The following is a 23,823-nucleotide window of genomic DNA, read 5'->3' as shown; positions in this document are numbered from 1 at the left end:
TTTCGCAGAAGGGGCTGGATGGAATGAAAGAGCGTTTGGAAGCACTGCGCGCCGAGGCGCTGCAGGAGCTGCAGGGAGTCGACGGTCCGCAGCAGCTGAACGACCTGCGGGTCAAATATTTGGGCAAGAAGGGCGCGCTGACGGAGATTCTCCGCGGCATGGGCGGCTTGAGCGCCGAAGAGCGTCCGGTCATCGGGCAGGTCGGCAACGACGTGCGCGCCGCCATCGAGGCGGTCATCGAGACGAAGCAGGCGGCGTTCCAGCAGGCGGAGACGGAGAATCGCCTTCGCGCGGAAACGATCGACGTCACGCTGCCGGGCAACAAGCTCGGGGCCGGCGCGGTGCATCCGCTGAACAAGGTCGCGCAGGAAATCGAGGACGCGTTCATCGGTATGGGCTATTCCATCGCCGAGGGTCCGGAGGTCGAGACCGACTTCTTCAACTTCGAAGCGTTGAACCTGCCGAAGAATCACCCTGCGCGCGACATGCAGGATTCCTTCTACGTGACGGACGAGATCCTGATGCGGACGCATACCTCGCCGGTGCAAGTACGCACGATGAAGGCGATGAACGGCAAGCCGGTCAAGGTCATTTGCCCGGGCAAGGTATACCGCCGCGACGACGACGACGCGACGCACTCGTTCCAGTTCAATCAGATCGAGGGTCTCGTCATCGGACCGAACATCCGCATGAGCGATCTGAAGGGCACCTTGCTGCAATTCGTGCAGCTCATGTTCGGCAAGCAGGCGCAGATTCGCCTCCGCCCGAGCTTCTTCCCGTTCACCGAGCCGAGCGCCGAAGTGGACGTCACGTGCGTGCAGTGCGGCGGCCACGGCTGCCGGATGTGCAAGCATACCGGCTGGCTCGAGATCCTCGGCTGCGGCATGGTGCATCCGCGCGTGCTGGAGATGGGCGGCTACGATCCGGAGGAAGTCAGCGGCTTCGCGTTCGGGATGGGCGTCGAGCGGATCGCGCTGCTGAAATACGGCATTGACGACATTCGTCATTTCTATACGAACGACCTGCGCTTCCTGAGCCAGTTTGTCCGAATGTGAGAGGGAGGCTAATACGATGAACGTATCTTATAAATGGTTGAGCCACTATATCGATTTGCACGGCTACACCGGCGAACAGCTGGCGGAGCTGATGACGGGCGGCGGCATCGAGATCGATGTCGTGGAATCCCGCAACAAAGGCGTGACCGGCGTCGTCGTCGGCCGCGTGCTGACGAAGGAAAAGCATCCCGACGCCGACAAGCTGAACGTCACCACGGTCGACGTCGGCGGAGCGGAACCGCTGCAGATCGTCTGCGGCGCCAAGAACGTGGCCGCCGGCCAGCTCGTGCCGGTCGCGACGATCGGCGCGGTGCTGCCGGGCGATTTCGCCATCAAGAAGGCCAAGCTGCGCGGCGTGGAATCCCAAGGCATGATCTGCTCCGCGAAAGAGCTCGGACTGAACGATAAGCTGCTGCCGAAAGAGCTGCAGGAAGGCATTCTCGTGCTGCCGGAGGGCACGCAGATCGGCGCGTCCATCCTGGACGTGCTCGGCATCGACGACGAAGTGCTGGAGCTCGACCTGACGCCGAACCGCTCGGACTGCCTCAGCATGCTGGGCGTCGCGTACGAGGTCGGCGCGCTGACCGGCCGCGAAGTGAAGCTTCCCGATACCCGGGTGAGCGATTCCGCGGAGCAAGCTTCCGCCCACATATCGGTACGCATCGAAGCGAAGGAGCAGTGCGCGCATTACGCCGCGCGTTATATCAAAGGCGTGAATATCGGCCCGTCGCCGCTGTGGATGCAGAACCGGCTGATGGCCGCTGGCATCCGTCCGATCAGCAACGTCGTGGACATCACGAACTTCGTCATGCTGGAGTACGGCCAACCGCTGCATGCCTTCGACGCCGACAAAATTCCGGACGGCCGCATCCTGGTTCGCCTCGCGAACGAAGGCGAAACGATGACGACGCTGGACGGCCAGGAACGCAGGCTGGAGCCGCATATGCTCGTCATCACGGACGGCGAGAAGCCGCTCGCGCTTGCGGGCGTCATGGGCGGCGCGCATTCCGAAGTGACTTCTTCGACCGTGAACATCTTGTTGGAATCCGCCCGTTTCGAAGGCGGCACGATCCGCAAGACGTCCCGTCAGGTCGGCCTGCGCTCGGAATCCAGCGTGCGCTTCGAGAAAGGCGTCGACCCGGCGCGCGTCATTCCCGCGCTCGACCGGGCGGCATCGCTGATGGCGCAGTACGCCGGCGGCCACGTGCTCGACGGCGTCGTGGAAGAAATCGCGGCGCCGGCGGAGAAGACGGTCGTGACCGTATCCATCGCCAAGATTAACCGCTACCTGGGCACGAGCCTCTCCAAGCTGGAATTGGAGACGATCTTCAGCCGCCTGCAGTTCCCGTTCCAGCTCTCGGGCGACGGGGTGTTCACCGTGGACGTGCCGAGCCGCCGGGGCGATATTACCCGCGACGTCGATTTGATCGAAGAAGCGGCGCGCCTGTTCGGCTACGACAACATTCCGACGACGGCCATCGAGGGCGCGGCCACGCCGGGCGCGCTGACGAAGCCGCAGGCGATCCGCCGCGAGCTGCGCAAGCGGCTGACGGACGCCGGCCTGCATGAAGTGATCAGCTATTCGTTCACGCATCCGGACCGGACGAAGCTGTTCCCGTCGCTCAACGGAGAAGGCGTGCTTCCCGTGCGCCTGGCGCTTCCGATGAGCGAGGACCGCAGCGTGCTCCGCACGAGCCTGCTGCCGCAGCTGCTGGAAACCGCGGCCTACAACCGCAACCGCAAAACCGACGATGCCGCGATATTCGAGATCGGCAGCGTCTTCCATACGGACGAAGAGACGCTTACCCGTCTCCCGCAGGAGAAGCACCGCCTGGCGATTTTGCTGACGGGCAGCCGCAGCCGCGCGGAATGGAACCGCAAAGCGGAAGCGTACGATTTTTATGATTTGAAAGGCATCCTCGAAACGCTGGCGGACGTGCTCGGCGTCAGCGGATCGATCGGTTACGAGGCCGCGCAGCCGGAGCATATGCATCCGGGACGCACCGCGGCGGTCGTGTTCGACGGCGAGCGGGGTCCGGTCACGATCGGATATCTGGGCCAATTGCACCCGGCCGTTCAAATCGAGCACGACCTAAGCGATACGTACGTGCTGGAGATCGAACTGGCGCCGATCTACGAAGACGCCGATTTCGCGATCGCGTACAAATCGCTGCCTCGCTACCCGGCCATGGAACGCGATATCGCCGTCGTGCTGAACCGCGAGGTGGAAGCGGGCAAGCTGACGGATGCCGCGGCCGAAACGGCGGGCGAGCTGTTGGAGTCGATCCGCATCTTCGATATCTATACCGGCGAGAAGCTTGGCGCGGACAAGAAGAGCGTTGCGCTCTCCCTCGTATACCGGCATGCGGAACGCACGCTGACGGACGAAGAAGTCGCGGAGCTGCACGGCAAGGTGGTCGCGAAATTAGAACAATCTTTTGCGGCGGAATTGCGTAAATAGGCAGGAGATGCCAATAGCCGCATCGAATTAGTTCCTTGCGAACGAATTTCGATGCGGCTTTTTTATCCCCCCGGGCTGAATTGGTGGATACCGGAGGCGGCCGTGGCGTAAGCGTTTGCGACAGACGGGCATTCGGTTTGGGTTTGCGGCAGAAGAATCAGCAGCAGGAGCATACGGAGACTGGCGGAAACGGATCATCTGAATGAAATGAATGTCGAAATGAGCAGCAATGAAATATTTACCCGGAACAATAGGAGGATACCCTCATGAACGCTGCCGATCGGACACGTGTGACGGTTGACATATACGGTAACCAATTCAAACTGACGGGCCATAACAACCCGGAATATATCAAGCGGATCGCCGCTTTCGTGGACGAGAACCTGCACAAGCTCGCCAAGGGCTACCCGCGCCTCGATCTGCCGAAGCTCGCGATGCTGGCTTCGGTGCAGATGGCGGAGGACGTCTTCCGCCTGCGCGTCGAGAACGAGCGGATGCACGAGACGGAAGAGCGGCGCAAAGCGGCGGTCGCGGAGCTCGAGCAAGCCAAGCTCGTGCTAGACGGCCTGCAGGACGAGTTGGAAGCGGAGCGGCGGAGATCGGAGCAGGAGCTGCAGACGGAGCGCGAACAGGCGCGCTTGGAGCTGGAGCGGACGAGCGCCGGCCTTCAAGGCCGCATGGAAGCCGCGGTTCGCGAAGCCGAAGCGAAGGTTGCGCAAGCGGAGGCCGCGGCGCAAGCCGAGATGGCTCGGATGCGAAGCGAGCTGGAAGAGCAGCAGCTCCAAGAGATGCTTGCTGCCCAAGCGGAGCTGGATCGGGCGCAGGCCGCGCACGAGGCTTCCCGCGAAGCGGCGCAGGCTGACCGGGCGCGGTTGATCGCCGAGCAAGGCGCGCGGCGCGAAGCCGCGGAAGCGGAGCTCGCGCGCGTGCGCGAGGAGCTGGAGCTGGAACGCGAGCTCGAACGCGAATCCGCGCTGGAAGAGATGGAACGGCTGAGCGCGATGCTGCAAGGACGGATGGAACAGGCGCTTCGCGAGGCGGAAGCGAAGCTCGCGGAGGCGCGCTTGGCCGCCGCCGATGAGCTGGCGCTCGCGCGCCAAGCGTTGGAAGTAGAGCTGCTGCAAGCCCGGAACGAGCTGGCCGAAGAGCAGGAGCGTCATGCCGGCACGGCGCGCGACGGAGAAGCGGCCATGGAGCGCGCGCGCGCGGAAGCGGCGCAGCGGTTAGCCGCGGAGCGCGAAGCGGCGGCCGCGCAAATCGCGGCGGTGCGCGAGTCGCTGGAAGCCGAGCTGAAGGGGCTGCGCGAGTCGCTCGAGCAAGAGCTTGAACGGCAGCGGCTGGTATTGGAGCAGGAACGCGAGAGCCGGCTGCTCGAGACGCTGGAGGCGGAAGAAGCGCTTGAACAATCGAAGCGTTCCGCCGAGGCTCAGCGGTTGTCGGAGTTGGAAGCGGCCGCGGCCGAGCATGCCCGCGCGCTAGAAGAAGCTTCGGCGGAGCACGCGCGTAAGCGCGAGGCGGCGGAGGCGGATTGGGCACGTGCGCGGGAGAGCGCCGAGGCCGAGCTGGCGCAGGTGCGCGGAGAGCTGGAAGCGCGCTTGGCCGAGCAGCGCTTGGAACTGGAGCAGGAATGGGAGCGCCAGGATTTGGCCGCCCAGGCTGCGCAGGAAGCGCTGCAAGCAGTGGAAGCGAGGGCTGCTGGCGAACTCGAAGCGGCTGTGGCGGAACGCGCAAGAGCGCTGGAAGAAGCCGCCGCGGTGCGCGCCATGGAGCGCGAAGCGGCTGAAGCCGAGCTGGTCCGCACGCGGGAAGCCGCCGCTGCCGAGCTGGGGCAGCTTCGCGAAAGGCTTGAAGCCGAGCTGGCGCAGCAGCGTCTGACGCTTGAACAGGAACGGGATCACCGGGAGCTGTTCGAGCTGGAAGCGCAGGAAGCGCACGAACAAGCCTTGCGGGACGCGGAAGCAAGCGCGGCAGCCGAACGCGCGGCGTTCTCGCGTCGGCTGGAAGAAGCGCAAGCACAGGCGGCAGCCGCGCGCGAGTCGCTGGAAGCCGCGCTGGAAGCCGCGCAGGCGAGGGCTGCGGCGGAGCGCGAAGCAGCTGAAGCCGAGCTGAAGCGGGCCAGGGAAATGGCCTATTCGGAGTTGACCGCCGCGCAGGAAGCGGCTGAGGCCGAGTTGGCTCGCCTGCGCTCGGAGCTGGAGTCAAGGCTCGAGCAGGAACGCGAGAACCGGGAGCTGTCGGAGCTGGAAGCGCTGGAAGCGCACGAGCAGATGCTGCGGGATGCGGAAGCCGGAGCCGCAGCCGAACGCGAGTCGCTTTCGCGCCAGTTGGAGGAAGCGCAAGCGCAGGCGGCAGCCGAACGCGAGTCGCTGGAAGCCGCGCTGCAAGCCGCGCAGGCGAGGGCTGCGGCGGAGCGCGAAGCGGCTGAAGCCGAGCTGAAGCGGGCCAGGGAAATGGCGTCTTCGGAGCTGGCCGCCGCGAAGGAACAGGCTGAGGCCGAGTTGGCTCGCCTGCGCTCGGAGCTGGAGTCGCGGCTCGAGCAGGAACGCGAGAACCGGGAGCTGTCGGAGCTGGAAGCGCTGGAGGCGCACGAGCAGATGCTGCGGGAAGCCGAAGCCGGAGCTGCAGCCGAACGCGAGTCGCTCTCGCGCCAACTGGAGGCGATGACCGCCGAACGCGAGGCTTTCCATGCCGAATTGAGAGCGGCGGAGACAAAGGCCGCGGAAGAACGCGACGGTTACGAGCAGATGCTGCTCGCCGCGGCGACGCGGGCGGGCGCGGAGCGCAGATCGCACGAGCAGGCGCTGCAAGCCGCGGAAGCGAAAGCGGCGGAAGAGCGGGAAGTGCGCGATCAGGCATTGCGGGAAGCCGAAGCGTTGGCGTCCGCCGAGCTCGAGCGTCTGAGGGAAGCGGCCGCGCAGGAGCATGCGAAGCTTCGCGAAACGATGGAAGCGCAGCTCGCGGAACACCGCAGGGCGATGGAAGCGCAGCTCGCGCAGCAGCGCGAATCCGCGCATGCCGAGCTGGAGCTCGAACGCGAAGCGGCATTGCTCGAGATGATCGAAACGCAGGACAAGCATGAAGAAGAGCTGCGCCGCGAGCGATCGCTGCAGGAAGCGACGGCATCCGCGGCCGCCGAGCAATTGGCGGAAGCGCGGGCCGAGCTGACGGCACGGCTGGAACAAACGCTTGCGGCGGCTTCGGCGGAGGCAGATGCCATCCGTCAGGAGGCGCGCGAGCGGGAGGAGCGGCTCCTCGCGGAAACGGCGCAGGCCGGCGCCGCCGAGACCGCATTGCGGGAGCAGCTGACGCAGCTGAACGCGGCGCTGGAGGAAACGGCGGCGAAGCTTGCGCGCGAGCGGGAGGATTCGCAGGCGCTCTTGGAGCAGGCGTTGGAGGAAGGCGCCGCCGAAGCGGCCGCGCTGAGAGAGGATCATCGCCGCCAGCTGGATGCGGCTTACGCAGAAGCGGCGGAGCGCGAACAATCGCTGCGGACGGAGCTGGAGACCCGCAGCGCCGTGCTCGCCGGGGAACGCGAGCAGCTCGAGGCGCAGCTCGGCACCGCCCTCGCAGAGCTCGAGAGCATGCGTCGCCAGCTCGCGGATACGCAGGAAAACGGCGAGCTGCTATTAATGGAAGCAGCCGAGCTGGAAGAGACGCAGCGTTCGACGATCGAACGGCTGCAGCAGGAGCTGCGCGAGCAGGAATATGCCGCCGGGCAATTGCGGCAGCACGCGGAGCAGCTCCAGCGCAACGAACAGCGGCGCGCGGCGTCTGCCCAGGAACAGGAGCGGCAGCTTGACGAACTGAACGCGCAGCTTCAAGAGGCGCGGAAGAGCGCGGAAGACTATATGTCGCTGCAGCTGGAGCTCCGTCAAGAACGAGACGTCGTAAGGCAGGAATTGGCATTGCTGGGCAGCCGCAACGAAGAACTTGCCAGCAGGCTGCAAGCCGCCGAAGAGCGTGCGGCCGATCTCATGCGCGAGGCGCGCCGGCAGATGGCGGAAGCGGAACGCATTGCCGACGATGCCGCCGCGGAGCTGGAGCGTCAAGCCCAAGCGGCGGAGTCCGAGCTGGTCTTGGCGCAGCGGCAAGCCGCGGCGCACGCGGAATCGGAAGCCGGCCTGCTCGAGCAGCTCCGGAGCGTAGAGGAGGAAGCCAGGCATGCGAAGCAGCAGTCGCAGCAGATCGACGAGCGCTTCGCGGAACTGGAGTCGGCGCTGAACGAAGCGGTGCAGGATAAGCAGGAGCTCCGTTCCGTGCATGAACAGCTTCAGGTCGAGCATGGCAAGCTGGTGACGGAATACCGGAAGCTTCAAACCGAATTCAACGACTGGCTCGAATTGATCGAAAAGAGCTAGCCCGGAATAGCCGTACCATGAAAAAAGGACAGCGCCCGACGGCGAGCTGCTTCAAGCGAAGCCGCTCCGTCGGTGCGCGGTCCTTTTCTGTATCTCAACGCGGCCAAAAGAAAACCCGTTTCCGGGCAGTCGGCCTGCCGGAACCGGGCGGTTCGCAAAATCGGTTTCGATTTAAATCTACTCGACTTCGAACTTCGCGACCATCTTGGAATGGCCCGTGCCGCACATGATGTCGCAGTGGAATTCGAACGTGCCCGCGTCGTTGAACGTGACGACCTTAGGCTTGCCGGAATCGAGCTTGATGTCCATATCCGGAATTTCGACGCCGTGCACGCCGTCTTCCGATACGAGCGTGATTTCGGTCGGCTCGCCTTTTTTTACTTTGTAGACGGGCTCGTCGAACTCGAAGCGTTTCGCTTTGATCGTGATTTTGGCGGAAGCGGCCGAGCCGGTCTCCTGGACGTTGCCGTTCGAAGCGCCGTCGGTATTGGAAGTGGACTTCGAACCGCATGCGGCCAAGACGAAGATCGCAGCGGCAAGCATCATGGACATGAACAGTAATTTTTTCACGTAACGTGACTCCCCTTCTCTTACATGGAATTGATAAACAATTCCAGTATAACGCGAACGGGACGAAATTACTGTGACGATCTATTGAATCCCGTAATTCCGCTAAGCGCGGTCTTTGTCGCGGCCCGCTTCGTAAGGCGTGCTGACCGGGATGAACAGGTCGATGATGCCGATGACGAGCGCGGCCAGGATCGCGCCGAGCCACGTGACCGACACGCCGCCGACGATGAACTGCGCCAGCCAGATAACAAGCGCGCTCATCAGGAATCCGACGATGCCGCGTCCGAACGGCGTGACCCTTTTGCCGAAAATGCCTTCTACGATCCAGCCAAGTATGGCGATGACGACCGCTAGCAGCAGCGCGCTCCAGAACCCGCCGACGCTGAATTGAGGAACGATGTATCCTACGATCATAAGCACGATCGCCGATACGATGAATCGAACGACATGACCCAGAAAATGCATATCGATTAACCTCCTGTAAAGTATAGTGGCGAAGCGGCCGGCCAGGGTTCGGCGTCGTCAAACGGCGAGCCCGCGAAGCGAAAGCCGGCAATCCAAGAAGCGTTATACTTCCCGTGTACATGTAGTGTTACCTTTTTCGGCGGTGCCATTCATGGAAACGGGCGGCGTAGCGAACGGACTGCGCTTCGGCTATAATAGGAAACGAGAGGAGTTGTGCTCGCTTGGACAGCAAAATTTTACACACGCTCGATTATGCCAAAATCGTATATAAATTAGCGCAGCATGCCGCGACCGCGCTCGGCAAGGCCGAAGTCGAAGCGCTTCATCCGAGTCCGGACCTGGAAAACGTCAAGCATGCGCAGCAAGTGACGGACGAAGCGTACAAAGCCGACCGTCTGAAAGGAAGCGCGCCGTTCGGCGGCATCGCGGACATCAAGCCGTCGCTGCTGCGCTCGAAGATCGGCGGCACGCTTAATCCGGCCGAACTGCTGGAAATCGCCGAAACGGTTCGGGGCGGCCGCCGCGTGAAGCGGCACGTGCTGCAGCTGCACGACGACGATCCGGTGCCGTCGCTGGCGGCGATGGCCGAGCAGCTCACGGAGCATAAACCGCTGGAGGACGCCATCTTCCAATGCATCGACGATCAAGCCGAAGTGATGGACAGCGCCAGCGTCGAGCTGGCGAACATCCGCCGCGAGCTGCGCGCGGGCGAATCCCGCGTGCGCGAGAAGCTCGAGAGCATGATTCGTTCTTCCTCCGTGCAGAAGATGCTGCAGGACGCCATCATTACGATTCGGAACGACCGATACGTCATTCCCGTAAAGCAGGAATACCGCTCGAATTTCGGCGGCATCATTCACGATCAGTCGGGCTCCGGCGCCACGCTCTTCATCGAGCCGGAAGCGATCGTCGTGCTGAACAACAAACTGCGCGAGCTGCGTCTCGCCGAAGAGCGCGAGATCGAGAAAATCCTGCAGAAGCTCACGGCGCTGGCAGCCGAATACGCCGACGACCTCATGATCGATTTGGACTTGCTCGGCAAGCTCGACTTCGCTTTCGCCAAGGCAAGGCTGGCCCATGTCATGGGCGCATCGCAGCCCCGCATGAACGATCGGGGTTATATCAAGCTGCGCAAAGGACGGCATCCGCTCATTCCGCGCGAGCAGGTCGTGCCGATCGACGTGGAGCTCGGCAACAATTATACGGCCATCATCGTGACGGGACCGAATACGGGCGGTAAGACGGTATCGCTCAAGACGATCGGGCTGCTCAGCCTGATGGCGATGTCCGGCTTGTTCGTGCCCGCCGAAGAAGGAAGCCAGCTCTGCGTGTTCGACGCGCTGTATGCCGATATCGGGGACGAGCAAAGCATCGAGCAGAATTTGAGCACGTTCTCCTCCCATTTGACCAACATCATTCGAATCTTGAAGACGATGACGCCGAAGAGCCTCGTGCTGCTCGACGAGCTCGGCGCGGGAACCGACCCGGCCGAAGGCTCGGCGCTCGCCATCGCCATTCTCGAACATATGCATAAGCTGGGCTGCCGAATCGTCGCGACGACGCATTACAGCGAGCTGAAGGCGTACGCGTACAATCGCAAAGGCGTCATCAACGCGAGCATGGAATTCGATGTCGCGACGCTCAGCCCGACGTACCGGCTGCTGATCGGCGTTCCGGGACGAAGCAACGCTTTCGCCATCGCGGAGCGGCTTGGCCTGCAGCGGAGCATTATCGACCACGCCAAGGGCGAAGTCAGCGAAGAGGATATTCGCGTGGAAACGATGATCGCGTCCTTGGAAGAAAACCGCATCGGCGCCGAGAACGAGCGTCAGACCGCCGAAGCGCTCCGCAAGCAATTGGAGGAGCAGCGCGCCCGCCACGGAGCGGAGCTGCAGCGCTTCGAGGAACAGCGCGAGAAGCTGCTCGCCAAAGCCCAGGAGGATGCGCGCGAGGTGATGCTGCGGGCGAAACGCGAAGCGGAAGACATCATCGCCGACTTGCGCAAGCTCGCGCAGGAGGAAGGCGCGGCCGTCAAGGACCATAAGCTGACGGAAGCCCGCCGCAGATTGGACGAAGCGACGCCGGAAGCCCGCAAGGCGGCGAAGAGCAAAGCAATGGCCGCGAAGCCGCAGGAAATCGAGAACGGCGACGAGGTCATGGTGTACAGCCTTGGCCAACGCGGCCATGTGGTGGAGCGAACAGGCAGCGAAGCGGTCGTGCAGCTCGGCATCCTGAAGATGAAGGTGGCCATCGCCGATCTGGAATTGGTCAAGCGCGCCGAGACGGGCAAGACGCAGCAGCCGAAGCTGGCCGCGAGCCTGAAGCGCACGCGCGACGAGAACGTGCGCTCGGAGCTCGACCTGCGCGGCTCAAACCTGGAGGAAGCGATGCTGGAAGTGGACCGGTTCCTCGACGAGTCGTTCCTTGCCGGCTTCGGTCAAGTCTTCATCATTCACGGCAACGGCACGGGCGTGCTTCGTACCGGCATCAGCGATTTTCTGCGCAGGCACAAGCACGTGAAAAGCTACCGTCTGGGGAAATACGGCGAAGGCGGTTCCGGCGTGACCGTCGCTGAACTGAAGTAAGGAGATGGGGCCTCGGGATGGATACGGAAGTCGACCAATTGCTGAGCAATACCTTCGCGGCATCGCTGGCGTACGTTTCGGTTGCGGTGCTGGCGCTGCTGATCTTCTTATATGTTTTCGAACTGGTCACCCGCTATAAATGCTGGCAGGAAATCAAGAAGGGCAATTTGGCCGTGGCGATGGCGACCGGCGGCAAGATTTTCGGGATCTGCAATCTATTCCGCTTCTCCATCGAGGCCAACGAGACGGTCTATCAAAGCATGGTCTGGGCGGTGTTCGGCTACGCCCTCTTGTTGGCGGCTTATTTTTTGTTCGAATTTCTGACGCCGGTGTTCCGGATCGACGACGAGATCCAGAACGACAACCGCGCGGTCGGCTTTATCGCGATGATCATATCCATCTCGCTGTCGTACGTCATCGGCGCTACGATCGCATAAGCGGTTATGTACACCATATGGGGGATTGCTGCACGAATGAAATATTTATGGGGAACGCTGTTCGCGCTGGCTGCGCTGTTCGTGATATTCGGAGTCTATTATTTGATGCAATAGCTAATACGGGAACGAGGAGAGAAGCTGCATGAGCGATCAACAGCATCAACACGAGCAGGACGGGCCGGTCATTTGCCCATGGTGCCAGACGGAGATCGTCTGGGACGAGGAAATCGGACCCGAACGCTACTGTCCGCATTGCGAGAACGAGCTGTCGGGTTATCGGACGCTGCAATTGGATTTGAACGAGGACGAGGACGAACCGGTACGCGGAGCGGACGAAGAGGAAGAAGAGGAAGAGACCGGCTGGAAAGCGAACGGTCCCGACGACATGACGGATTTCGTGGAATACAACAGCCGCCGGATGGCGATGGACGGGACGATGGAGCGGGTGCTGGAAGACCAGCTCGAGGCGCCGGAATGCCCATCCTGCCGCGAGCTGATGCTGGAAGCCGGCACGCACATCGTGACCGGCGACCATTTCAAGCCGAGAATTCCCGCCGCCCTGGGCGCGCCGGTCGTCGAGACGCCGTTCGCGCTGGTCCTGTACGTATGCCCGTCGTGCTTCCATACGGAGAACCGGCTGTCGGTTCATGACCAGGAACGGCTGGTGCAGGTGCTGACCGAGTCCGATTCGGAGCATTAAGCGGTCGCAGGATTGGCAAGTTATTGAAAATAGGGAAAGCCGGCATGCCGGCTCACGCTTGAGGGCATCTTACGCCTAGCTGAAGCAGGCGATTGCTGCATTCCCCGACAATCAAGCTCCGTCGGCGAACGCAAACCAATCGCCTTAGCAGGAGGGATGCCGCTTGGAGCAAGGCAGAAATACGGCGCATAAGCGCCGGCATGCCGGCAAAGCCGGCTCCGCCGGACTTCGGACCGTTTCGAACGAAGGCGGAGGAACGCGCGACTATACGACCCGCACGCTCGATGGACAAGCCGTGCTGCTGCTGGCCGTTCAGGCCATGCTGGGCACGGCCAACGCGCTGTCGGGCACGTTTTTGCCGATCTATTTATGGAAGACGAGTCAATCCTTCGCGCTCGTCGGCTGGTTCAACTTCACGCAGTTCCTCGTGAGCGGGCTTACGTTCTGGCTGGCGGGCAAATGGGTCAAGGAACACAATAAAATGAACAGTCTCCGGCTCGGCGTGGCGCTGTCCGGCTTGTTCTATTTCGTCGTGCTGCTGCTGGGCGAATCCTCGGTCGATTACGCGGTACCGCTCGGCATCATGATCGGCATGGGGAACGGTTTTTTTTGGCTCGCGTTCAACGTCGTCTATTTCGAGGTGACGGAGCCCGGCAACCGCGACCGCTTCAACGGTTGGGCGGGGCTGCTCGGTTCGGGCGCGGGCATCGTGGCGCCATGGATCTCCGGATGGCTCATTACGATGAGCAAGGGAGAACGCGGCTACCATATTATTTTCACGGTGTCCGCGGTAATCTTCTCGGTCGCGGTCGTGCTCAGCTTCTGGCTGAAGAAGCGCAAGTCGACCGGCACGTACGAGTGGCTGCACGGCATACGGCAGCTGCGCGAGCGGGGCAACCCGTGGCGGTACGCCGTTCCCGCCATCGTCTGCCAAGGCGTGCGCGAAGGCGTGTACATGTTTTTTGTGGGTTTGCTTGTCTTTCTGGCGACGAAGAACGAGGGCAAGCTCGGCAACTTTTCGCTGATCACCTCGCTCGTGGGCCTTGTCGGCTTCTGGCTGGTCGGGCGCCTGCTGAAGCCGCGGCGCAGGCGGGCCGCGATGCTGATCGGGGCGGTCGCGGTCACGGCGGTCATCGCGCCGCTGTTCTGGCCGTTGTCCTATCGGACGCTGCTCGCGTTCGGCATCGGGACCGCGTTATTCATGCCGCTGTACGTCCTGCCGATGACGTCGACGGTCTTCGACCTGATCGGCAGCACGGAGGACAGCGCCAAGCAGCGCGAAGAATTCGTCATTTTGCGCGAGGCTGGCTTAACGGCCGGCCGGATGGTCGGCGTCGCCGCGTATTTGCTGGTGCTTCCTTATATGGAGCAATCGGATTACATCGTGCCCGGACTGATGCTCGCGGTAGGCGCGTTTCCGATTCTAGGTTGGTGGTTGATGCGCGGTCTGCTGGGAAAGGCCGCGGAAGGAAGGAAAGAAACCTCGACACGAGGCGGATAGCGGAGGAGGAGAAACCATGCCCCGGATCGTAAACGATATCACGGAGCTGATCGGAGATACGCCGGTCGTGGCGCTCTCGCGCATGAAGGAGAGGGGCTCGGCGGAGGTATTGGTGAAGCTGGAACGGTTCAATCCGAGCGGCAGCGTGAAGGACCGGGCGGCGTTCGCGCTGATCGCGGCCGGTGAAGCGCAAGGAGCGCTGGCGCCGGGAGCGACCATCATCGAGCCGACTAGCGGCAATACGGGCATCGGACTTGCCATGAACGCGGCGGCGAGAGGCTACAAGCTGATTCTCGTCATGCCCGATAACATGACCAAGGAACGCATCGGACTGCTGAAGGCATACGGCGCCGAGGTCGAGCTGACGCCGGCCGCGGAACGGATGCCGGGCGCGATCCGAAGAGCCATGGAGCTCCAAGCGGAGCGGCCGGGCAGCTACATCCCGAACCAGTTCGAGAACGAAGCGAACCCGGATATCCATCGGGTGACGACGGCGCAGGAAATACTCCGTCAGACGGACGGGCGATTGGATGTCTTCGTCGCCTCCGCCGGGACCGGCGGCACGATCACGGGAACGGGCGAGACGCTGAAGGCCGCGCTGCCCGGCTTGTACGTCGCGGTCGTCGAACCCCTCGGATCTCCGGTATTGTCCGGCGGGAAGCCGGGACCGCATAAGCTGGTCGGCACGAGTCCGGGATTCGTGCCGAAGATTCTGAATACGTCCGTCTACGACGAGATCGTGCCGGTCGCGGACGATGCGGCGGTGGACACGATGCGGCGGCTCGCCCGCGAGGAAGGACTGCTGCTCGGACCTTCGTCCGGCGCATCCGTCTGGGCGGCCATGATGCAGGCCCGCCGAATCGGAGAAGGCGGGCGCGTGCTCTGCATCGCGCCGGACAGCGGCGAGCGTTATTTAAGTATGGGATTGTTCTAAGCACTCGCGGCAGACCTGTGCCGCGCTTTAATCCCGCCAAGTTTTCAATTCTTCCATCACGATGGCCCTGCGCTCCTGGATGTAGCTGCGAAACAATTCCGGCTCCTCCTCGAAAGAGCGAAAGGGCCATTTTCGCGTGAAATCATCCCGGATGGCGGGGGTGATTTGCTCGTACAAGCCTTCGATCACGGGTTCGATGGCGCTCAAGGTAAACTTGCTTTCGAGCAGCTTGGCGAGGATTTTCCGGTAAGCCTGCCGGCAAGTTTTATAAGAAAGCACCTTGCGCGTCAACGCGTTATAGCCCTTTACGTCCACCAAGTCGCTGCCGCAAAGCCTGCCGTAGCAGTTCCTCCCCCACGTTCCCTCGTAGTCCCAAGGAATAATCCGATATTTCCCCGTCGAGGTATGCTCGTAGAGCGCGTAGTTCTGGTCAAAACCGTCGTAATTCCCCGTCAGCACGGCACCGGCAAGCCATTTCAAATAAACGGCGATGTCCAGCCGCTTGGCCATGAAGGCACGGAGCGATTTTCTCGGCAGGCGGTTGACGTTGCGCACGAAACGGACCAGCCGGCGCTCGGTTTTGGTTACGTTGCCGTTCATGACGCGGTAGCCCTCGACAAGCGACTCCTTGATTTGCTCGGTATCGGGATCGATGAGGCTGAAATTCGCTTTGTCGTTGACGGCGTAGATAAGCGCCCGCGAGCCGATGTTCCGCCTGCGGAAGAAGGCCGTGTCGACCGACTCGATCTCCAGGTATACACCGTGGGGATACCCGTTCCATTCCAGCCACATATGCTTCGTGCGCGGCGACGGAACCCCCATCATATTGAAGAATTGAAAGGACAACGCGTTGCGGATCATGGACGGATCGTCGAATTCGGCATTCCAATGAAGAATCCCGTTGGTCCCGTAATGGATCTCGTAGGATTTCTTCGGGTAATTCCGCGTGTGGCCGCCGCGAAACCGCAGCTGCGCATCCATCGTCTTGCCGTCCATTTCCAGCTTCACGGGCGCGAATTCATTGCTCCAGACGTCGGCCTGGAGGCGCCGCAGATCGTCCTCATCAATCGTTATTTTGCGCGTAGGGAGCCCTTCCCCGGACATTCGACCATCTCCTTAGGCAAAAGATAAAGCCTACCGCATTCGATAGGCTTCAGCTTATTTACACTATGCGGGCGAACGTCTATCGGTCACTCCTTATTTGCCGCCCCAGCCGCTATTGTGGCTGCGGGAGCCTTGGGAGCCGCGCGAGCCTTGCGAACCATGGGAACCGAGGGAGCCTTGGGAGCCACGGGAGCCTCGCGAACCTTGGGAACCACGGGAGCCTTGGGAGCCGCGGGAGCCTTGCGAACCATGGGAACCGCGGGAGCCTTGGGAGCCAGGCGATCCTTGGGAACCTTGGGAACCGCGCGAACCTTGGGAACCGGGAGAACCTTGGGAGCCTCTCGAGCCTTGGGAACCGCGGGAACCTTGCGAACCTTGGGAGCCGCGAGAACCTTGGGAGCCTTGGGAGCCTTGCGTACCTTGCACGCCTTGGGAGCCTTGCGTACCTTGCACGCCTTGAGAGCCTTGCGTACCTTGCACGCCTTGAGAGCCTTGCGTACCTTGTACGCCTTGGGAGCCTTGGGAACCGCGGGATCCGGGGGAGCCTTTTGAGCCTCGCGTACCTTGTGCGCCGCGGGAACCTTGAGAACCTTTGGAACCGCGGGAGCCTTTGGAGCCTTGTCCCGGGGAGCTGTTTTCACCGCGGGAACCTTGGGAACCGCGCGTACCTTCGCCGCGGGAGCCTTTGGAGCCTTGTCCCGGGGAGCTGTTTTCACCGCGGGAACCTTTGGAGCCGCGCGTACCTTCGCCGCGGGAGCCTTTGGAGCCTTGTCCAGGCGAGCTGTTTTCGCCCCGGGAACCTTTGGAGCCGCGCGTACCTTCGCCGCGGGAACCTTTGGAGCCTTGTCCCGGGGAGCTGTTTTCGCCCCGGGAACCTTGGGAACCGCGAGTACCTTCGCCGCGAGTACCTTCGCCTCGGGAGCCTTTGGAGCCGCGCGTACCTTGACCGCGGGAACCTTGGGATCCTTGCGTGCCTTCTTTTTGTCCGTTATTGGATCTCTGTGTTTGTTTAGGCAATGTGCTTCATCTCCTTTTCATAGATTCTATACAGGCTATGTCGCGAATCTATCAATCGCACCGGGTCATTGACTCAACTTATTAGAAATAGATAACAATCTAGTACCCTATGGATACAGGATACATATAAATACATTATAAATTGTCTCCCATGATAGATTTCACAGGGGCAAGCAATGGAGGGATGAATGCCGAAGCGAGTAGGATGAACCGTTATTATGTAAGCAGGTATCGGATCGTGTTTGCACCCTTTGGTCTTTCATGGGGCAGGTTAGAATCTATTGACTACGGAGGGATTTTGGTATGAATTCTTACTGGGGAAACATGGGCAACGATGCAATCAGCTACAAACCGTACGGCATGCTGGGCAACCAAGGCATGGGCAACCAAGGCATGGGCAATCAAGGCTCGCACTGCTGCAAGGATCACAAAAGCCACAAAAGTCACCATAGCGGCGGCAACGGAGGAGGAACCAACTTCTTGAGCAATCAAATCGGCATGAACGTCCGCATCAACCGCGGCGGTCCGGAATCGCTCCAAGGCAAGCTGATCGGCGTACAATCCGGCTATCTCGTGCTTAAAGTATCCGGCGGTTACGTCTATGTCAACACGAGCCACGTCAAAAGCGTCACCGACCTTCCCGGATCCGGCGGCTCGCACGGTTCCCGCGGCACGCGCCAATACATCATGGCAAACGGCTTCGTGGGCGTTCTCCGCGCGCTAACGCAAAAATTCGTGCAAATCAACTGGGGCGGCCCTGAAAAGATCGAAGGCTTCATCGCGCAAGTCGGCAACGAATCGCTGCTGCTCGTCGTCGGTCCCGAACTGGTGCAAATCCCGCTCTACCACATCAAAACCGTCAAAACCGCAGGCATCTACGCCAGCAAAGGCAGCCAAGGCAGCAGCGGCAACAACAGCAACAATAACAACAAGAACAACAATAACAATAACAACAAATCCAACTCTTCCGGCGGCAGCAAATCCTCCGGCAACAAATCTTCCTCCGGCGGCAACCGCAGCGCGAACAACCGCAACCAAAGCAGCAAAAAAAGCGGCAAAACCTCCAGCACTTCCGGTTCCACGCGGGGCAAAAAAGGCTGAATGCAAGCAAGAGCGTCCGGCGGCCCGCTTTTCCCCGCTGCCGGCACCGCGCAACGCTTATCGCAGCGGCGGCCCGGGCCGGGTTCCAAGCGAATCCGGCCTTCGGGCGCCGGCTGACTGGACTTCCGCGGGCATCGAAGCGTCGAACGGACCCGCATGCATGCGGGCCCAGCGGCGCGCTGGAGATTCCCGGCGGCGACACCCCGGCTATCCTCAAGTTTGCGTTCGGTATCTATGTGATTGTAGACGCCTTCGGCGGGCTGCTGTACGATCATGTCCAACCTTCATGCATGCTTATGTCCTCTCGGCCGGGACATTGTCGCTGACCGATATCGAATCAGCTCCGTTCATTGCCATGCAGCCGGCCAGTCTGCTCAGTCTCCAATTGCCTGGACGCAAATAACTGGATGAAAGGAGGTCGATTTCATTGAAACATCGCCACCCTTTATTAGACCGCTACGTCGAGCTGGACATTTCAGGCAAGTCGATTACGATCCAAGGCAAGCTGATCGATATGGGCCAAGACATACTCGTTATTCATAACGGCACGCAGTTCCTCTACATTCCCCTCATCCATGTACAGCAGCTTCGATTGTCGAAAGCCGATACACAGGAAATCCAAGTGCCGGATCTTCCCTTCGAACCGCAGAACGATCCCATCTCCTACCGCAAGGTGCTCATGAACGCCAAGGGCATGTTTTCCGAAATTTACATCACCGGCAACCAATCCATCCACGGCTATCTCACGAGCGTCATGAACGATTTCTTCGTCTTTTACTCGCCCGTGTACCACTCGGTGATCGTATCGCTCCAGCATTTGAAATTTCTCATTCCGTACAACCCGAACGTGACGCCGTATACCTTGACGCCGGAGCAATTTCCGCTGAAGCCGTCTCCCATCACGCTCGCCCGCACCTTCGACCAGCAGCTGCGCAAGCTGATCGGCGAATTCGTCATCCTGGACCTGGGCGAGAACCCGAACAAAATCGGCGTGCTCAAAAGCATCGACCAAAACATCATCGAACTGTCGACCGCGGGAGGAAACTCCGTCTATCTGCACTTCGACCACGTGAAGACGGTGCATCTTCCGTAACCGGCGAATCGCCTCGTTTTCTTCCCTGCGGGGAAGAAGCGCTACATAGGAAAAGGACGACGGGGGCATACTATCCGAGGATTAAAATCCATGGAAAAAGGAGGGTTTGCCTTGATGCAACCGTTGACGTCCAAAGAACTGGAATACCTGGTGGATTCGATATCGAACGAGGATCTGCTGATCAAGCAAAACGCGGTGATGGCGGCTTCCGCCAGCAATTCCGCGCTGAAGCAGGCCGGCATGCAAATGATTAACACGCACCAGCAGCACGCGCAAATGCTGCTTAACGCCATCGCCCAACACCAGCAGCTCGCCCCTACGCAGCCGCAGTCGCATTAACGAAGCCATTTTACGAGCGGGAGGATCATACGAACATGTACCAACAACAAGGACAAGGCCACCCTCTTCTGTCCGACGAGGATTTGGCATATACGGTGCTGTCGGACTTGAAGCGCGTCGTGGGCGAATACGCCACCGCGGCGACGGAGTCCAGCTGCCAGCAGGTGCGGCAGCTCTTCACGAACCTGCTGAACAGCACCTTGCAGATGCAGGGTCATCTCTACAAGATCATGGAACAGAACAATATGTACAGCGCGGCGTCCCCGGTGCTTCGCCAAGAGATCCAGAAGCAGCTGCAGCAGAACCAGCAAACGGAGCAGAAGACGGACCAGTTCCTGCAGCAGCTCGGCCTCGGCCAGTCCGGATTCAGAAATCAGCAGCACATGCAGCAGCATATGCACCAGCCGCAAAACCAGATGCCTCCGCAGTATCAGCAGCAAGGCAACCAGCAGCATATGCCGGGCCAGAACCAGCCGTATATGTAACGCCGCGCAAAGACCCTACGGGGTCTTTTTTCATGCGGGCCTTCCTGCCGATCGCGCGTCCCGATAGGGCGAGCCCGAGCGCTTTAATGCTTTGCAGGAAGCTTGGATTCGTTGTAATATAGTCTTTATAGTTATGATCAGGAGGGTTTGGCGATGGATGGACGGAAAATGCAAATACTCGAACTGCTGAAGGAAGATGCAAGGCGCTCCGCGGACCTGATCGCGACGATGATCGACGCGCCCGCGGATGAAGTGAAACAGGCCATTGCGGAAATGGAGCAGGATCATATCATCGTCAAATACGCGACCGTCGTGAACTGGAGCAAGGTCGAAGACGAGAAGGTCACGGCGCTTATCGAAGTGCAGATCACGCCGGAACGCGGCCGCGGTTTCGAAGGCATCGCGGAGCGGATTTATTTATACCCCGAGGTGAAATCGGTCTATCTGATGTCCGGCGCGTACGATCTGCTCGTCGAAGTGCAGGGCAAGACGCTGAAGGACGTGGCTTCCTTCGTCTCCAACAAGCTGTCGCCGATCGATGCCGTTCTTTCCACCAAGACCTTTTTCATTCTCAAAAAATACAAGCAGGACGGCATTATATTCGAAGAGCATGAGGACGACCACCGTCTTCTCGTCTCGCCGTAAGGGGTGCATTCCGGATGATTATCGACGAGAAACAACGGAGCGCGCCTTCGAAGCGCGCGTCGATGGAGGAGTACCTGTCGCCTTCGGTCAGAGCCATCAAGCCGTCCGGCATCCGGCGGTTCTTCGACCTGGCGAGCGGACGCAAGGACATCATCACGCTCGGCGTCGGCGAGCCCGATTTCGTCACGCCTTGGCATGTCCGCGAAGCCTGCGTCTACGCGCTCGAGATGGGCAAGACGCAGTATACGTCCAATGCGGGCACGCCCGAGCTGCGCGAAGAGATCGCATACTACCTGCACAATCAATTCAGCGTCGCGTACGACCCGGCCAAGGAAGTGCTCGTCACGGTCGGCGGCAGCGAGGCGATCGATCTGGCGCTTCGCGCCTTGATCGCGCCCGGCGACGAGATTCTCGTGCCGGAGCCTTGCTATATCTCGTATTCCCCGATCACGTCGCTGAGCGGGGGCGTGCCGGTCGGCGTCGAGACCTTCGCGAAGGATGACTTCAAGCTGACGGCGGAATCGCTGCGCGCGGCCATCACGCCGAAGTCCAAGGTGCTCATTCTCTGTTACCCGAGCAATCCGACCGGCGGCATCATGACGGCCGAGGATTGGCTGCCGATCGCGAAGGTCGTGGAAGAGCACGACCTGATCGTCATCTCCGACGAGATCTACGCGGAGCTGACTTACGGCACGAAGCACGTCAGCTTCGCGGCCATGCCGGGCATGAAGGACCGCACGATTCTCGTCAGCGGCTTCTCCAAGTCGTTCGCGATGACGGGCTGGCGGATCGGCTACGCCTGCGGGCATCCGGAGCTGATCGCCGCGATGCTCAAGATTCATCAATACACGGTCATGTGCGCCTCCAACATGGCGCAGGTGGCGGCGCTCGAAGCGCTTCGCAACGGCATGGAAGAGAAGAACCGGATGGTGGAGTCCTACAACCAGCGCCGCAGGCTCGTCGTGAAGGGCTTCCGCGAGATCGGTCTGGCCTGCCACGAGCCGCAGGGCGCGTTTTACGCGTTCCCGTCCATCGCGGGACTCGGGCTGACCTCGGAGGAATTCGCGACGGGGCTGCTCAACGAGCAGAAGGTCGCGGCCGTGCCCGGCGACGTGTTCGGCCTCGGCGGCGAAGGGCATCTGCGCTGCTCCTACGCCACCTCCGTCAGCCAATTGACGGAAGCGATCGAACGGATGGGGCTGTACGTCAGGAAGTTAAAGGGAGACTGAAAAAGCGATATTCTTTTTTGGGTTTCTTTGTTATAATTATGAAATCTTTATCAAAACTTTAACCCGCGCTGAGCACAAGCGTCGTTGGTGGCATTGATTGATGACAGGAGGGATGGCAATGACTTGTGCTAAAACGGGTCTTACGCTGAAGTCCTCATCGTCTATACGTCGATTGGAAGACGAAATCTATGCGCTGCGTTTGAAGATGGAACAATCTTACGTGGAAGAAGCGACGTTCAGTTCCGAGAAAGTCATCGGCCTCAGCCGGATGCTGGATACCAAGATCAACGAATACATGCGTTTTCGAAGAAGGATGGGCGGCGCATCGACGTCGAGCTGAACATAAGAGCAGAGCCTTTCGCGAAGAGGTCCTTTCAGGGACTTCTTTTCTTTTGTCCTCGCGCCTCCGTTATAGAAGGGAACTTATCGATCATTATGAATGCCATTGCAGGCTTGCGCGCGTACAATTTTTTGTTTTTTGCCTTGTTGGCGATTTTCATCTCGTTTCTCCCCGTCTATCTGGACGCCCAAGGGCTGTCGGCCGTGCGGATCGGCATCATCGTCGGATCGGGCGGCTTCGTCTCGATCTTCTCCTCGCCGTTTTGGGGCATGATCAGCGACCGGGCCAAGACGATCCGGGGCGTGCTGCTGCTGCTGATCGCCTGCTCGACCGTCGTCGGGTATTTTCTCTACACGTCGGAGAGCTTCTTCGTGCTCGTGCTCTTCACGATGCTGCTGTTCTTCTTCCTGATGCCGATGGATCCGCTGACGGAAAGCTTGAACTTCCAGACTTCGCAGGCGGCCCGGGTCAGCTACGGCTCGATACGGACCTTCGGCGCGCTGGGCTACGCCGTGATGTCGCTGATCGTCGGCTATGTCATGCTTTATTTCGGGAAAAGCAGCCTCGGTCTCCTGTTCGCGGGCTTCGGCGCGGTGAGCTTCGTCGTCTGCCTGATGCTGCGCGACGCGCCGGCGGCGAGCAAGCCGGTCTCGTTCAAGAGCCTGGGCAGATTTCTGGGCCATCGCGAAACGCTGCTGTTTCTCGTGCTCGTCTTCGTTGCGGCCGTGCCCTCACGGATGAATGATACATACCTGGGCGTCCACCTGCATGCGCTCGGAGGCGGATCCGAGCTTGTCGGCCAAGCCTGGTTTCTCGCCGCGGGCAGCGAGATTCTCGTCTTCGCGCTAAGCTTCTGGTGGATGCGCGGCGGGCGGGAGATGGCGCTTATCGCCTTCGCCAGCTTTTTCTACTTCCTGCGGTTTTTCCTGTCGGCCTGGATCACGGATCCCCATGCCATGACGTATTTGCAGCTGCTGCAGGTGTTCACGTTCCCGATTCTCTATTCGGCGGCGATTCAATATTTGTACCGGATCGTGCCGGACGAATGGAAGGCGACGGGGCAGACGGTGCTGGCGCTCGTATTCTTCGGCGTGTCGGGCATCGTCGCTTCGTACGGCGGCGGCTGGCTCTACCAGCGGCTCGAAGGCCATGGCTTCTATCTGCTCCTGTCCGGCATGTCGCTTGCCGCGTTTTTGTTCAGTCTCGTCCTGCTGGCCGTCTATCGGAAGGGGCATGCGCAGGGTAAGATGAGCGGCAGCCGTTCGGTGTAATGCGAAGCGCCGCGGGGCGGCATGTCCCGTGGCGATCATAGCGAACGGAGACGGGAGATGGCGCAGCGGCCCGAGCTGTGCCTCGCGCCGGTTTTTTATGCTATAGTGGACGTAGTTTTAACGAGACTACAAG

The 23,823-nt window shown here is 60.8% G+C and carries 19 protein-coding genes; 16 read left to right on the top strand and 3 right to left on the bottom strand.

What is annotated here, in order from left to right:
* Nucleotides 1-23 precede the first annotated feature (23 nt).
* The 3 genes from pheS to GT019_RS22215 all read left to right on the top strand — a co-directional run bounded on the left by pheS (nt 24) and on the right by GT019_RS22215 (nt 7,874).
* Nucleotides 24-1,055, top strand: coding sequence for a phenylalanine--tRNA ligase subunit alpha (gene pheS / locus GT019_RS22225; protein WP_161745541.1), 1,032 nt, complete (start codon nt 24-26; stop codon nt 1,053-1,055).
* Between the two features lie 16 nt (nt 1,056-1,071).
* Nucleotides 1,072-3,516 carry a phenylalanine--tRNA ligase subunit beta gene (gene pheT / locus GT019_RS22220; protein WP_161745539.1) on the top strand — a complete coding sequence of 815 codons (2,445 nt, stop codon included), beginning with the start codon at nt 1,072-1,074 and terminating at the stop codon, nt 3,514-3,516.
* A gap of 266 nt (nt 3,517-3,782) precedes the next feature.
* A complete protein-coding gene (locus GT019_RS22215) occupies nt 3,783-7,874 on the top strand; it encodes a hypothetical protein (RefSeq protein ID WP_161745537.1) in 4,092 nt (1,363 codons plus the stop codon).
* Nucleotides 7,875-8,051: 177 nt separating this feature from the next.
* On the opposite strand, the gene GT019_RS22210 is transcribed toward GT019_RS22215, so the two are convergent.
* Nucleotides 8,052-8,444, bottom strand: a complete 393-nt coding sequence (locus GT019_RS22210; protein WP_161745535.1) for a cupredoxin domain-containing protein — start codon at nt 8,442-8,444, stop codon at nt 8,052-8,054.
* A gap of 102 nt (nt 8,445-8,546) precedes the next feature.
* On the bottom strand, nt 8,547-8,909 hold the full coding sequence (locus tag GT019_RS22205) for a phage holin family protein (RefSeq protein WP_161745533.1): 363 nt from the start codon (nt 8,907-8,909) through the stop codon (nt 8,547-8,549).
* Between the two features lie 221 nt (nt 8,910-9,130).
* Here GT019_RS22205 and GT019_RS22200 point away from each other — a divergent pair, with 221 nt between their 5' ends.
* From GT019_RS22200 to cysK, 5 genes are all read left to right on the top strand, one after another.
* Nucleotides 9,131-11,494, top strand: coding sequence for an endonuclease MutS2 (locus GT019_RS22200; RefSeq protein WP_161745531.1), 2,364 nt, complete (start codon nt 9,131-9,133; stop codon nt 11,492-11,494).
* 17 nt (nt 11,495-11,511) lie between these two features.
* A complete protein-coding gene (locus GT019_RS22195; RefSeq protein WP_161745529.1) occupies nt 11,512-11,931 on the top strand; it encodes a DUF350 domain-containing protein in 420 nt (139 codons plus the stop codon).
* Between the two features lie 142 nt (nt 11,932-12,073).
* Nucleotides 12,074-12,631, top strand: coding sequence for a hypothetical protein (locus tag GT019_RS22190; protein ID WP_161745527.1), 558 nt, complete (start codon nt 12,074-12,076; stop codon nt 12,629-12,631).
* Between the two features lie 163 nt (nt 12,632-12,794).
* Nucleotides 12,795-14,132 carry an MFS transporter gene (locus tag GT019_RS22185; RefSeq protein WP_235948966.1) on the top strand — a complete coding sequence of 446 codons (1,338 nt, stop codon included), beginning with the start codon at nt 12,795-12,797 and terminating at the stop codon, nt 14,130-14,132.
* A gap of 16 nt (nt 14,133-14,148) precedes the next feature.
* A complete protein-coding gene (gene cysK, locus GT019_RS22180) occupies nt 14,149-15,066 on the top strand; it encodes a cysteine synthase A (protein WP_161745525.1) in 918 nt (305 codons plus the stop codon).
* A 27-nt stretch (nt 15,067-15,093) separates the two neighbouring features.
* On the opposite strand, the gene GT019_RS22175 is transcribed toward cysK, so the two are convergent.
* Nucleotides 15,094-16,170 (bottom strand): CotH kinase family protein, encoded by a 1,077-nt coding sequence (locus GT019_RS22175; RefSeq protein WP_161745523.1) that lies wholly within the window; start codon nt 16,168-16,170, stop codon nt 15,094-15,096.
* Nucleotides 16,171-17,490: 1,320 nt separating this feature from the next.
* Here GT019_RS22175 and GT019_RS22170 point away from each other — a divergent pair.
* The 8 genes from GT019_RS22170 to GT019_RS22135 all read left to right on the top strand — a co-directional run bounded on the left by GT019_RS22170 (nt 17,491) and on the right by GT019_RS22135 (nt 23,690).
* Nucleotides 17,491-18,288 (top strand): hypothetical protein, encoded by a 798-nt coding sequence (locus tag GT019_RS22170; RefSeq protein ID WP_161745521.1) that lies wholly within the window; start codon nt 17,491-17,493, stop codon nt 18,286-18,288.
* 427 nt (nt 18,289-18,715) lie between these two features.
* Nucleotides 18,716-19,381 carry a DUF2642 domain-containing protein gene (locus GT019_RS22165; RefSeq protein WP_161745520.1) on the top strand — a complete coding sequence of 222 codons (666 nt, stop codon included), beginning with the start codon at nt 18,716-18,718 and terminating at the stop codon, nt 19,379-19,381.
* 114 nt (nt 19,382-19,495) lie between these two features.
* A complete protein-coding gene (locus GT019_RS22160) occupies nt 19,496-19,720 on the top strand; it encodes a hypothetical protein (protein ID WP_161745659.1) in 225 nt (74 codons plus the stop codon).
* A gap of 35 nt (nt 19,721-19,755) precedes the next feature.
* On the top strand, nt 19,756-20,205 hold the full coding sequence (locus tag GT019_RS22155) for a spore coat protein (RefSeq protein ID WP_161745518.1): 450 nt from the start codon (nt 19,756-19,758) through the stop codon (nt 20,203-20,205).
* Nucleotides 20,206-20,358: 153 nt separating this feature from the next.
* Nucleotides 20,359-20,850 (top strand): Lrp/AsnC family transcriptional regulator, encoded by a 492-nt coding sequence (locus tag GT019_RS22150; protein WP_161701827.1) that lies wholly within the window; start codon nt 20,359-20,361, stop codon nt 20,848-20,850.
* A gap of 14 nt (nt 20,851-20,864) precedes the next feature.
* A complete protein-coding gene (locus GT019_RS22145; RefSeq protein WP_201755522.1) occupies nt 20,865-22,079 on the top strand; it encodes an aminotransferase class I/II-fold pyridoxal phosphate-dependent enzyme in 1,215 nt (404 codons plus the stop codon).
* 118 nt (nt 22,080-22,197) lie between these two features.
* A complete protein-coding gene (locus GT019_RS22140) occupies nt 22,198-22,419 on the top strand; it encodes an aspartyl-phosphate phosphatase Spo0E family protein (RefSeq protein WP_235948963.1) in 222 nt (73 codons plus the stop codon).
* 95 nt (nt 22,420-22,514) lie between these two features.
* A complete protein-coding gene (locus tag GT019_RS22135; protein WP_161745514.1) occupies nt 22,515-23,690 on the top strand; it encodes an MFS transporter in 1,176 nt (391 codons plus the stop codon).
* Nucleotides 23,691-23,823 lie beyond the last annotated feature (133 nt).

This window comes from Paenibacillus glycinis, assembly GCF_009909185.1.
GTDB lineage: Bacteria > Bacillota > Bacilli > Paenibacillales > Paenibacillaceae > Paenibacillus_Z > Paenibacillus_Z glycinis.
The sequence above is the reverse complement of the archived record's forward strand: the minus strand, read 5'-3'. Positions and strand labels throughout refer to the sequence as shown.